Below are 11262 nucleotides of genomic sequence, written 5' to 3' on the forward strand. Positions count from 1 at the left end.
TCGGCGCCCCCGTATTACGCAGGAAGCACGTCGTTGTTCACCCCCATGCTCCCCCGCGCGACCCGCCGCGCGCTTGCCCTGATCGCCATCACCGCACTGACCGCCCTGTCCGGATGCAGCTCCCTGCTGAGCGAAGGCACGGGCGCCGGTGCGGGTATCGCCGGCACCGCGATCGCCAACAAAGTCACCGACAACCCCAACGTCGCCACCGGCATCGGCCTGGGCGTGCAGGCGGGCGCGAAAGCCGCGCTGGCCTACGCGCAACGCAAGACGCGCGGCGAAGAACAGGACGCCATCGCCAAGGCCGCTGGGCCGCTGGACGTGGGCGCGGTGGCGCACTGGAATGTCAAGCACCAGCTCCCCATTGAAAGCGACGCGCAAGGCCAGGTCACCGTCAGCCGCTTGATTGGCGGCGTGGGGCTGGCTTGCAAAGAAGTCGTGTTTTCGATCGACACGCCCGCAGAGAAACCCGGCGCCGACCCGGTGCGCGAGTTCTACATCACGACAGTCTGCCGCGACGGCGAGCAATGGCGCTGGGCCAGCGCCGAGCCGGCCACGGCGCGTTGGGGGTCGTTGCAGTGATGCGCCGTGCTGGCTTGTTGGCGCTGGCCGCCTGCCTGGGGCTTAGCGGCTGCCAAAGCTCGTCGATTGGCGGCGCAGCGGGCGCGGTGGTGGGAACGGCCAGTGGCGCCGCCACCGCCAACCCGGTCGTGGGCTACGCCATCGGCGTAACGGTGCAGGCCGCGGTGGACGCCACCGTGAAGTACGTGCTGCGCGAATGGAAGAACGATCAGCAAAACGTCATGGCTAATGCAGCCGGCGAATTGCCTATTGGCCAGGTGCGGCAATGGCAGATTCGCCACACGCTGCCCGTGGGCAATGAACGCGGCGGCATCCAGGTGGTGCGCGACATCGACACGGCGCTGACCCGCTGCCGCGAAGTGCTGTTCACGGTGGAACAGGACGACGCGCCCGCGCCCGCCTATACCAGCATGATCTGCCGGCAGCAGAGCGGGCAATGGAAATGGGCGGCGGCGGAGCCCGCCGTCGCACGCTGGAACGGCTTGCAGTAAGCCGCTTGATTGCGCCGGGAGAGTCAAGCGATACTGGCCGGGCATCCCGCTGCAATTGCCGCGCCGCCTTTGCTACGCCGCCTTTGCTACGCCGCCTTTGCTACGTCGGCTTTGCTGCTACATCGCCTTTGCTACGTCGCCTTTGCCACGTCGCATTTGCTACAGCGCAATTGCCTCCGTGCCATTGCCACACCGCCTCTGCCTCGCTTACCCGCCATGTCCTCAGGCCAATTCATCATGCATCGCAGTGCGCTCGCCGGTGTGCAGGCCGTGGCCGCGCACAGCCGGCGCGCGTTCGGGCGGCACATGCATGACCAGTTCGGCATCGGCGTCATGTGCCAAGGCGCACACGTATCGCACAGCGGGCGCGGACAGGTCGAGGCCGGCCCCGGCCACGTCATCACCGTCAACCCCGGTGAAATTCACGATGGCGCGCCGATCGGCGACGGCGCGCGAGCCTGGCAGATGCTGTACCTGGACCCGGACGTGGTTGCGCAAGCCGTGGCCGAACTTTATGCCGACAGCGGCACGCCACCCACTTACGAATTCGAACACCCCGCCAGCGACCACCCTGGTTTGGCCCGCGATGTGCTGGCGCTTTACGCACATGCCACGCACGGCGCCGCGCTACTGGCCTGCGACGCGCTGCTGCTGCGCATTCTGATAAACGCGTGCAGCCCGAACGCAAGTGGGCGGCGGACGGAATACCTGCCCGGCATGCCCGATGCCATTCGTCATGCCCGCAGCCTGATCGACGACAATCCTGCCGCGTCGCTATCGCTGGCGGATCTTGCCACCGCAAGCGGACTTAGCCGCTACCAAGTGCTGCGCGCCTTTGCCCGCGCTACCAGCATGACGCCCCACGCGTACCAGATGCAGCGCCGCCTGCTGCGCGCGCGCCAGTTGATCCGCCATGGCATGACGCTGGCCGATGCCGCGGCCGCAAGCGGCTTTGCCGACCAAAGCCATATGACGCGGCTGTTCGTGCGCACCTATGGCGTGTCGCCCCGCCATTACGCACTGGCCGCGCGCTGAACGGCCCTGCGCTGCAATTTCGTTCAAGACTTGCCACCGCCCTGCCCGATAGGCTGCTTGCTTCTCAACCCTGATGGGGACCAAGCATGCGTGAAAAATGGCTGGGTTATGCCTGCCTGGCGGGGGCCATGATGCTGGTGGGCAGCACGGTGGTCGCCAGCAAAATCATTGCAGCGGGCCTGCCGCCTTTCACCGCGACGGCGCTGCGCTTTGCCATTGCGCTGCCTTGCTTCGCGGTGTTGATGGCCGCAACGGGCGCACGCCTGCCTCGGCTGGACCGGCGCGATTGGATGCTGCTTGCCGCGCAAGCCATAGCCGGCAGCGTCGGCTACACCACCCTGTTGATTGCCGGGCTGCAGCGCGCCACGGCGGTGGACGGCGGCATCATTCTGGGGACGCTGCCATTGGTCACAGCCGGCATCGCGATCGTGCTGTTGGGGGAACGCCCCGGCAAGGCGACGCTGGCCGCGATTGCCGCAGCAGGCGTTGGCGTCTGGCTGATGATGCGCGATGCGGCAAGCGCCGGCGGCGCGTCTTCGTGGCTGGGCAACGCGCTGATACTGGGCGCGGTGCTGTGTGAAGGACTGTTCATCTTGCTCAACAAGCGGCTGCGCACGCCGGTGCCAGCGCTTGCACTGTCGACGATCATGACGGCGCTGGGGCTCGCGTTTTCGGCGCTGGCCAGCGTGGCGGAATCCCCGTGGCGCCTGGACTTCTCAGGCGATGCGCTGATGGCCGTTGCCTACTATGCCGTGGTGCCCACGGTGGGCGGCTTCTTGCTTTGGTATGCCGGCGCAGCGCGGGTGCAAGGGTCGGAAGCGGCGCTGTTTACGGCGCTGGCGCCCGTGTCGGCCGTCTTGCTGGCAGCGGGTTTGCTCGGAGAAACCTTGGAAAGCGCGCAGCGCTGGGGCATGGCTTGCGTGCTGGGTGCGGTGCTGCTGTTGGGCGTCGCGAATCGATATGGCCATAAGCGGCCAGAGGCTGGTAGCTAGTGGCGGGCGTAAGGCGATAAGCGGCTAGAGGCTAGAGGCTAGTGGCGGGCGTACGGCCATAAGCGGCCAGAGACTAGTAGCAATAGCGGGCGGCTGATGACCGTCAGTGGATGACAGTCCGCCAGCCTTTAGCCACGGCTGAACGCCAGCGCGAACTCATCCGAAAAAATTTCGGCCAGCGCGTGCCGCAACGCCGCGGCGCGCTCAACGCCGTAAGCCGCCTCAAAACGGCTTTGCGCATCTTTCCACAAGCGTTTAGATTCCGACAGCTTCGCGCGGCCCGCGTCCGTCAGCGCCACGCGCCGGCTGCGGCCGTCGTGTTCATCGCGTGACATCTGCACATAGCCGTCGCGTTCCAACGGTTTCAGGTTGTGCGCCAAGGCAGAGCGGTCTAGCACCAGCGCGCGCGCCAGGTCCGTCATGGATGGCGTGCCGGCGCGCGCGATATGAATCAGGATGGAATGCTGCGACACCTTCAAGCCGCAAGGCGCCAGCACCGTGTCATACAGCTGCGACACGCGCCGCGTCGCCTTGCGCAAGGCAGCGCCGTTGCAGACGAGCGGGTCCTGAACAAAAGCGGGGACGGGAGAATCAGCGGGGGGCATGACAGCGGGCACGGGCAAAGTGAAGGGAACAAGGTCATAACGCTACTGCCGCAACCGGCTCGCGTCCAGCCTCTTGTTGACAGATATTGGCATATGCACGTAAATTTTATCGCATTGCTTTTGCGTTTTGCCACCGGCCTTCCGCCCCACCCCGCGACCGTCCATTTCCACCCTCCTCCACCCTCTGCCACCGTCCATGTCAGCGACTCCCCCGCCACGCCCCGCCAATGCGCGCTTGCAGGCCATGCTTGAAGCGCCCATCGCCCCCACGCTGGCACGACTGGCGTGGCCCAACATCCTGATGATGTCGGCGCAGTCGGCCACGGGGCTGATCGAAACCTGGTTCCTGGCGCGGCTGGGCACATCCGTGCTGGCGGGCGTGGCGCTGGTGGTGCCGGTGCTGTTCCTGATGGGCAACATGTCGCAAGGCGCGATGGGCGGCGGCATCTCTGCGGCGGTGGCGCGCGCGTTGGGCGGCGGGCGGCAAAAAGAGGCCGATCAATTGGTGCTGCATGCCGTTGTGCTGAACGCCTTGCTGGGCTTGCTGTTTTGCGTGCTGTTGCTGGCCTTCGGGCCGCAGCTGTACCGCGCGTTGGGGGCCAAAGGCGAAGCGCTGGACGCCGCGTTGGCGTATTCGAATGTCATCTTCGGCGGCATCGTGTTGATGTGGCTGATGAATGCGTTTGCCAGCGTCATCCGCGGCACCGGCAACATGCTGGTGCCAGGCGCGGTGATCTGTGGCGGCGCGCTGCTGCTGATTCCGCTATCGCCCTGCCTGATCTTCGGCTGGGGGCCGTTTCCTGCGCTGGGCGTTGCGGGTGGCGGCTGGGCGCTGGTCATCTACTACGGCGTGGGCGCGCTGATTCTGGGCGCGTACTGCGCCAGCGGCCGCAACCCGGCGCGGCTGGTCGCCAGCCGGCTGCACCTGAGCCTGATGCGCAGCATTCTTAGCGTGGGGGCATTGGCCACGCTGAACCCCTTGTTGACGAATGCGCTGGTGGCGCTGACCGCCGCGCTCGTCGGCGCGTACGCCGGCACCGCTGCGGTGGCGGGCTATGGCATCGCCGTGCGCCTGGAGTATCTGCTGATCCCCATCGCCTTCGGGCTGGGCGCGCCGATGGTGGCGATGGTGGCGTCCAACATCGGCGCGGGCCAACCCGAGCGCGCGATGAAAATTGCGTTGACGGGCGGCGCCATAGCCTTCGTGCTGGCCGAAGCCATCGGCCTGGCGGCGGCATTTTTTCCCGAGGCGTGGCTGCGCTTGTTCGGCGCCGAAGACCACATGCTGGAAGCAGGCGCCACCTACCTGCGCACGGTAGGCCCCGTGTACGGATTTTTCGCGATGGGGTTTTCGATGTACTTCGCCTCGCAAGGCGCGGGGCGGCTGAAGTGGCCGTTGCTGGCGGGCTTGCTGCGTCTGCTGATGGCCGTGGGCGCGGGTGGCGTCGCGCTGCATCTGACCGGGTCGCTGACGGTGTTCTTCCTGGTGGCGGCGGTAGCGATGAGCCTTTACGGGCTGATCATCCTGAGCGCTGTCGCGTCCGGCTCGTGGTTCGAACGCGGGCATTTGCGCCGGATTCGGCCTGGGGCGCAGACGTGACAGCAGCCGCGGCCCGCGCAGATGTGACGTCGGCTGCGGCCCGCGCAGACGTGACGGCGGCTGCGGCCCGAGCAGATGTGACGGCGGCCGCGGCCCGCGCCGCCGACGCCGGGGTCGCGGGCGCATCGCGCAACGCATACGACACGAGCTCGGCGGCGTAGGCCGGCAGCGGTTCGCGCACGCACAACACCAGATCGCGCGTGGCCCAATCATCGGCCAGCGCCACGCGTTGCACGCCAGCCGTCCGGCCATATCGCACCGCGGCCACGCGCGGCACAATCGCAATGCCCACGCCCTGCCCGACCATCCGGCATACGGCATCAAAACTGCGCAGACGCACGCGGTACGACAACGGCTTCCCTGTGCGCCGCGCATGGTGCGCGATGTGTGCTTGAAGCGCGCTGCCTTCGACCAGCCCCACGAATTCCCCATCGGCCACGTCAGCCAGCGTCACGGCCGAGCTGCCTGCCAAGGGATGCCCGCGCGGCACGATCAATGTCAGCGGGTCATGGCGGAACGTGCGCGTGTGCAAGCCATGCAGGTCCGCCGAATCCGCCAGCACGCCGATGTCGCACATGCCTGCACGCAGCGCGTCAGCAATCTCATGGCTCGTGCGTTCTTCAAGATCGACCGACACGCGGGGGTGGTCCTTCAGAAACTCGCCCAGCACCGGCGGCAGGTATTCACTAAGCGCGGTGGTGTTGCACACCACGCGAACGTGGCCTTTCAAGCCGAGTCCGTAGTGATCCAGTTCACCGCGCATGCGGTCCATCTGCCCCAGCACCAGCCGGGCGTGATGCGCCAGCGTACGCCCTGCCGGCGTCGGCGCCACGCCGCGATGCTCGCGCAGCAACAGCGGCACGCCCAGCGTGTCTTCCATGCCGCGTATGCGTTCGCTGGCAGACGCCAGCGTCATGTGGGAACGCTTGGCGCCCGCCGTGATGGAGCCCGTTTCCTGCACGTTCAGGAAGAGCCGGAGATCGGTCAGGTCGAATCGCATTCGGGCAGCGTAGCACGCCAGCCTCAGGCGCAACCATAGGCCCGCTACGCAAGATCCCGATACGGATTCGCGCGTATCGCGGCGCAGAATCCAGCTTTGGCATCTGCATACGAAGGGCGGTAAATGACAATCAGAAATCGATGCGAGCGCGCATCATGAACGCATTGAATTCGTTCAACGTGCTGCCCGACGGTACGCCGCAACTGCTGGCCATCACCGTGGCGGTGTTCGTGCTGGCCGGTCTGGTCAAGGGCGTGGTGGGCTTGGGTCTGCCCACCATATCCATGGCCATGCTGGCGCTGGTGATGGCGCCCGCGCAGGCCGCCGCGCTGCTCATCGTGCCGTCACTGATCACGAACTTGTGGCAAGCGCGGCCGTGGCCCACGCTGCTTCAGACCTTGCGCCGCATTGGCACGATGCAGGTGGGCGTCTGCATCGGGACGATTGCGGGCGCGCTGTGGCTGGGCGCGCCCAGCGGCCATTGGGCCAGCGTGTGTTTGGGGCTGGCGCTGGTGGCGTATGCGGCGTGGGGCTTGTTTGGCACGCCGCCCGCGGTTCCCGTCCGGCACGAGGGCGTGCTGGGCGCGGTGGTGGGCGCGATCACCGGTGTCATCACGGCCGCGACCGGCGTCTTCGTGATTCCCGCGGTGCCCTATTTGCAGGCATTGAACCTGGGCAAGAACGGCTTGATTCAGGCGATGGGAATTTCGTTCACGGTATCCACCGTGGCGCTGGCTGCGGGCCTGTGGCTGAACGGCGGCTACAGCCCGGCCGCGGCAGGCGCGTCGGTGTTGATGTTGCTGCCCGCGTTGGCCGGCATGGCGCTGGGGCAGGCGCTGCGCGACAAGTTATCGGCGCGCACCTTCAAGCTGTGCTTCATGATCAGCCTGGCGTTGTTGGGCGCGTACCAGGTGGTGCAAGGATGGCCGGGGTAAGCGCCGGCCATCGCGGCCCGCGCTGTGAATCGCTATCCGGTTGACGTTACGCAGCCAGCCGGCGTTCGTCGACAAAGCCGATGGACACCGACATCTCGCGCCAGCGCGCAAGCTCTTGTTGCACCGAATGAATCTTGCCGCGCGCTTGATCAAACGCGTCGCGCCCCAGGAACAAATGCAGCGGCGCGTACTGCGCCTCGGCCGCCTGGATCAACGCTTGCGCGGCCTTGACCGGGTCGGCGCCCGACTCACGCCGTTGCGGATCGCGCGTGGCTTGTTCTGGCGCGATGAAGTTGGGCGCTGTGGCGGTCGCCACCGCGGCGCTGCCGAAGCGGCGATCGGATCTTGAGTCGGGCTGCATCGCGCCCGGGTACACCAACGACACGCGCACGCCCATCGGCGCCGCTTCCGCCGCCAGCGCTTCGGTCAAGCCTGCCACCGCGAACTTGCTGGCGCTGTAGGCGCCCCACTCCGCATGGCCGCCATCAAAACCCAGAATCGACGACAGGTTGAACACATGCCCGCCGCCTTGCGCCTGCATGCGCGGCAGCACGGCGCGGATCACGTTGAGCATGCCAAAGACATTGATGTCGAATGCGGCACGCACGTCACCGTCGGGCAGTTGGCTTAACGCGCCTTGCGGTGCCACGCTGGCGTGGTTGACCACCACGTCCACACCGCCGAACGCGGCGATGGTAGCGTCCACCGCGCGGCGCACATTGCGTTCGTCCGCCAAGTCCACCGTCAGCGGCAAAAACTGGCCTTCAAGTTTGGCGCCCACGGCATCCAGCAAGGCATCGCCATCCCGGGACGTCGCCGCCACCTTGTGCCCCAAGTCCAGCAACAGCTTCACCAAGACCAGGCCCAAGCCTGCCGACGCGCCCGTCACCAACCAGATTTTTTCGGATTTCATGCGATTCCCTTCCCTTGCTTGCTGCTTGCCACCGCCGGCAAGATGCTTGGGCGGCGCGGCGGGAACCGATGCTTTCACCTCGACGGCATCGGCTCTGAGCCTGGTAGGGATATTAAGAATCGCGCGGCGATGCGTACAGGCTCGTTCTTGCGTGAAACCTGCCTATTTCTCCGATGATGTTTTGCGAGGCTTGGCGCGTCAGGCCAACCGCATCAACCCAAGGCGCTGCGATAGTGTTCGCTGTCAAACCTTGGCGCGTTGCCGGCAACGGCGGACGCTGCTACGACGGGTTCATTGTCTGTCTGCACACCAAACAGCGAGAGTTCAGCGTTGACCAATGCGAGGATGAAATTTGCCATGTTGATTCCTTGAATAAAGCGTCCAGCTGACCCGCGTAATCGGCGCAGGTCTTATAGAGGACATGAGCGTCATGGTGCGGGCCATGACGCGTGGCGTCCATTTGCTTTACTCAATGGGGTCGATAGCATTGGGCGGGCGATGGTGGCGCCAGCGCCGCAACTCTGCCCGAACTTCCGCCCGAATTTCCGCCCGAGTCTCTGCCCGAGTCTCTGCCCGAGTCACTGCCGGTTTCACTGCCGGTTTCACTGCCGCTTTCACTGCCAGGGTCACTGCCCGGGTCACTGCCGGCATCACCGCCCGAAGCGCCGCCGCTGGCCCGTCTGCCTGACCGCTGCCACCAGCGCCTGCACGGCGGGTTGTGCGGATCGCAGGAACGCGTAGAAGCGCGTCATCGGCAATTCAGGCATCCCGTCGTCAAGCGACAAGGGGCGCAGCCCTTCGCGCAATTGGCTGCGTGCAACAGGCGCCACCGCGAAACCGGCCAGCGCCGCCGCCAGGCAGCCCGCCATGCTGCCGCTTTCGAAGGCGGGCGACCATTCCTGCTGCGCATTACCCAGCGCGGTGATGGCCGCTTCGCGATACACGCAGGGTTCGGGAAACACCGCCAACGGCACGGGGCGCCCGGGCGTCCAGACCTTGTCCGCGCCCCAAGCCCACACCAATTCCTCTTCCCAAAGCAGTTCGCCGTCGTCCTGCACGCGCTCGCATTGCTTGCCAAAAACCACGTCGAGTTTGCCGCGCGCCTGCTGGCGCAGCAGGTCCGCCGTCACGCCCACCTTCAATTCAATGGACGCTTCCGGATGCCCGCGATGAAAGGCCGACAGCACCTCGGCGAGCCACGCCCCCGCAAAGTCCTCGGATGAGCCGACGCGCAATCGGCCCTTCAAACGCGTGCCGCTCAAGCGGGCGCGCGCCTCGCGTTCAAGATCGACGATGTTGCGGGCGTAGGCATACAGCGTCTCGCCCGCGGGCGTCACTTCAAAGCTGCGCGTGGTGCGCTCAAGCAGCGTCGCGCCCGCCAGCACTTCCAGCCGCTTGATGTGGCCGCTGACGGCAGACGGCGTCAAGGACAGCGCGTCGGCGGCCAGCGCAAAGCCGCCGCAGTCCACCACTTCCAGAAACGTGCGCAGTAGCGTCAGGTCCAGCACGGCGCCGGTCGGCGCGTTCGGGGTATCCATCGTCCCACTTCCTTCTGTTCATGATTTGTTGATAATAGGCGCTTATTCATCAAGAATCATGACAAGCTCCGACGCTATCGTGACAGCACCGTCACCGAAAGAAGGAACCGCATCATGGCCGCCTACGCCCACGTCCAGACCCCCGTGCTGGATATCGCTTACCTGGAATGGAATCCCGCCGGGTCCCGCACCGCAGTGTTGGTGCATGGTTGGCCGGACAGCCCTGAAGGCTGGATTCCCGTGGCCGAGCGCCTGTCGGCCGAGGGCTACCGCGTGCTGTGCCCTGCGTTGCGCGGGTTTGGGCCGACCCGCTTTCGTCATGCCGAAACGCCACGCAGCGGCGAACTGGCGGCGCTGGGCCGCGACCTGCTGGACTTCATTGATGCAATGGGCCTCCAACACCCCACGCTGGTGGGCCACGACTGGGGTGCGCGCACCACGGCCAACGCCTGCGGCTTGCGTCCGGGCGTGGCCGCGCGGTTGGTGCTGCTGTCGGTGGGATACGGCACGAACGACCCAAACCAGCCCCTGTCGCTGACGCAGGCCCGCAACTACTGGTACCACTGGTACATGGCCACGCCACGCGGCGCAGCCACCGTGCGCAACGACCGCCGCGCCTTCACCCGCATGATGTGGGACACCTGGTCGCCCGGCCCCTGGTACACGCCTGCGGAATTCGACGAGGCCGCCCGCGCGTTCGACAACCCTGATTGGGCCGACGTGGTGTTGCATTCCTACCGCCATCGTTGGGGCCACGCACCGGGTGATTCCGCCTACGACGCCGACAACGCTTTGCTGACGCCCGCCCCCGTGCTGACAGTGCCCACACTGGTGCTGCACGGCGGCGCCGACGCCTGCAACCAACCCGCCACATCGGAAGGCAAGGAAGGCTTTTTCAGCGGCGGCTACGAACGCCGCGTGCTGGACCGCGTGGGCCACTTTCCACAGCGTGAAGCGCCACAGGTGGTGGCCGACGCGATCCTGAAGTTCTGCGCAAAAACGGATGCGTGAAGCCGTTTTGCATGCGGGGAGCGAACGCCGCCAGACAGGCTCTGCACCGCCCCCACAACGCCGCCAAACAGGCCCCACACCGTCCCCCCACAACGCCCCCGCGCCGCCCCGCACGCCGCCCGCTGGGCAGCCCCGCCCGGAATGGCGGATAATCCGTCTGTTTCCCGCCGCCCCATGCGGCGGCTTTTCGTGGGCGCGTGGCGCCCGCCAGCATTCGGAGTCAGCTATGTATCGCGGTATTCAGGCGATTGAACAATTCATGGAATCCATCGGCCTGACCTGGCGCCCCGGCTCGACCGAAAGCGCCGAACTGCGCGTCAGCTACCGCATCGGCAACACCCGCCCGCTGGGCATCGACCGCACGCTGGTCGAATTCCATTGCGACGCCAAGCGCGCCAAGGTCTGGGTGCCCGAATTTTCCCGCACCAGCTTCCACCAGTGGTTCGAAGTGCCGCTTCAGGACTTCGAATTCACCCCGGGCGGCTCGATGCTGAAGATCAAGGCAGCCGCGCGCGGCAACGCGCCTCCGTACAGCGTGGGCATCAAGCCGCTGGCTTGAA

Annotated in this window: 12 protein-coding genes and 1 pseudogene; 8 read left to right on the forward strand and 5 right to left on the reverse strand. The window is 66.3% G+C overall.

The annotated features are described in order from the left end of the window. Window positions 1-45: 45 nt before the first annotated feature. From AC1DB0_RS18160 to AC1DB0_RS18175, 4 genes are all read left to right on the forward strand, one after another. Window positions 46-582: a hypothetical protein gene (locus tag AC1DB0_RS18160; RefSeq protein ID WP_054422665.1), complete on the forward strand. Its 537-nt coding sequence runs from the start codon at window positions 46-48 to the stop codon at window positions 580-582. Beyond that, window positions 582-1073, forward strand: coding sequence for a hypothetical protein (locus AC1DB0_RS18165; protein ID WP_054423303.1), 492 nt, complete (start codon window positions 582-584; stop codon window positions 1071-1073). The genes AC1DB0_RS18160 and AC1DB0_RS18165 overlap by 1 nt, the downstream gene beginning before the upstream one ends. Before the next feature lie 216 nt (window positions 1074-1289). Continuing rightward, window positions 1290-2108, forward strand: a complete 819-nt coding sequence (locus AC1DB0_RS18170) for a helix-turn-helix domain-containing protein (protein ID WP_476757955.1) — start codon at window positions 1290-1292, stop codon at window positions 2106-2108. Between the two features lie 86 nt (window positions 2109-2194). Further along, complete coding sequence (locus tag AC1DB0_RS18175; RefSeq protein ID WP_346551171.1) at window positions 2195-3100, forward strand: DMT family transporter; 906 nt, start codon at window positions 2195-2197, stop codon at window positions 3098-3100. A gap of 128 nt (window positions 3101-3228) precedes the next feature. Here AC1DB0_RS18175 and AC1DB0_RS18180 read toward each other — a convergent pair whose 3' ends face one another. Next, window positions 3229-3705 (reverse strand): MarR family winged helix-turn-helix transcriptional regulator, encoded by a 477-nt coding sequence (locus AC1DB0_RS18180; RefSeq protein WP_476757954.1) that lies wholly within the window; start codon window positions 3703-3705, stop codon window positions 3229-3231. 196 nt (window positions 3706-3901) lie between these two features. On the opposite strand from AC1DB0_RS18180, the gene AC1DB0_RS18185 reads away from it, so the two are divergent. Continuing rightward, on the forward strand, window positions 3902-5305 hold the full coding sequence (locus tag AC1DB0_RS18185) for an MATE family efflux transporter (protein ID WP_346551174.1): 1404 nt from the start codon (window positions 3902-3904) through the stop codon (window positions 5303-5305). A 118-nt stretch (window positions 5306-5423) separates the two neighbouring features. Here AC1DB0_RS18185 and AC1DB0_RS18190 read toward each other — a convergent pair. Then, a pseudogene (locus tag AC1DB0_RS18190) lies at window positions 5424-6305 on the reverse strand (LysR substrate-binding domain-containing protein); the annotation flags it as partial. Window positions 6306-6460: 155 nt separating this feature from the next. On the opposite strand from AC1DB0_RS18190, the gene AC1DB0_RS18195 reads away from it, so the two are divergent. After that, a complete protein-coding gene (locus AC1DB0_RS18195; protein WP_054423304.1) occupies window positions 6461-7240 on the forward strand; it encodes a sulfite exporter TauE/SafE family protein in 780 nt (259 codons plus the stop codon). Window positions 7241-7286: 46 nt separating this feature from the next. On the opposite strand, the gene AC1DB0_RS18200 is transcribed toward AC1DB0_RS18195, so the two are convergent. The 3 genes from AC1DB0_RS18200 to AC1DB0_RS18210 form a co-directional block, all read right to left on the reverse strand. Beyond that, the gene (locus AC1DB0_RS18200; RefSeq protein WP_476757953.1) at window positions 7287-8153 is read right to left on the reverse strand and encodes an SDR family NAD(P)-dependent oxidoreductase; all 867 of its coding nucleotides are present in this window, start codon (window positions 8151-8153) and stop codon (window positions 7287-7289) included. Window positions 8154-8365: 212 nt separating this feature from the next. Then, window positions 8366-8512: a hypothetical protein gene (locus AC1DB0_RS18205; protein WP_447578556.1), complete on the reverse strand. Its 147-nt coding sequence runs from the start codon at window positions 8510-8512 to the stop codon at window positions 8366-8368. A 291-nt stretch (window positions 8513-8803) separates the two neighbouring features. Continuing rightward, a complete protein-coding gene (locus tag AC1DB0_RS18210; RefSeq protein ID WP_476757952.1) occupies window positions 8804-9691 on the reverse strand; it encodes a LysR family transcriptional regulator in 888 nt (295 codons plus the stop codon). A 114-nt stretch (window positions 9692-9805) separates the two neighbouring features. Here AC1DB0_RS18210 and AC1DB0_RS18215 point away from each other — a divergent pair, with 114 nt between their 5' ends. Together AC1DB0_RS18215 and AC1DB0_RS18220 are read left to right on the forward strand one after the other, a co-directional pair. After that, window positions 9806-10702, forward strand: coding sequence for an alpha/beta fold hydrolase (locus AC1DB0_RS18215; protein ID WP_476757951.1), 897 nt, complete (start codon window positions 9806-9808; stop codon window positions 10700-10702). 226 nt (window positions 10703-10928) lie between these two features. Next, a complete protein-coding gene (locus AC1DB0_RS18220; RefSeq protein ID WP_054422673.1) occupies window positions 10929-11261 on the forward strand; it encodes a hypothetical protein in 333 nt (110 codons plus the stop codon). The last annotated feature ends 1 nt before the right edge of the window (window position 11262 follow it).

The sequence above is a fragment of the Achromobacter sp. 10T422 genome, assembly GCF_056394065.1.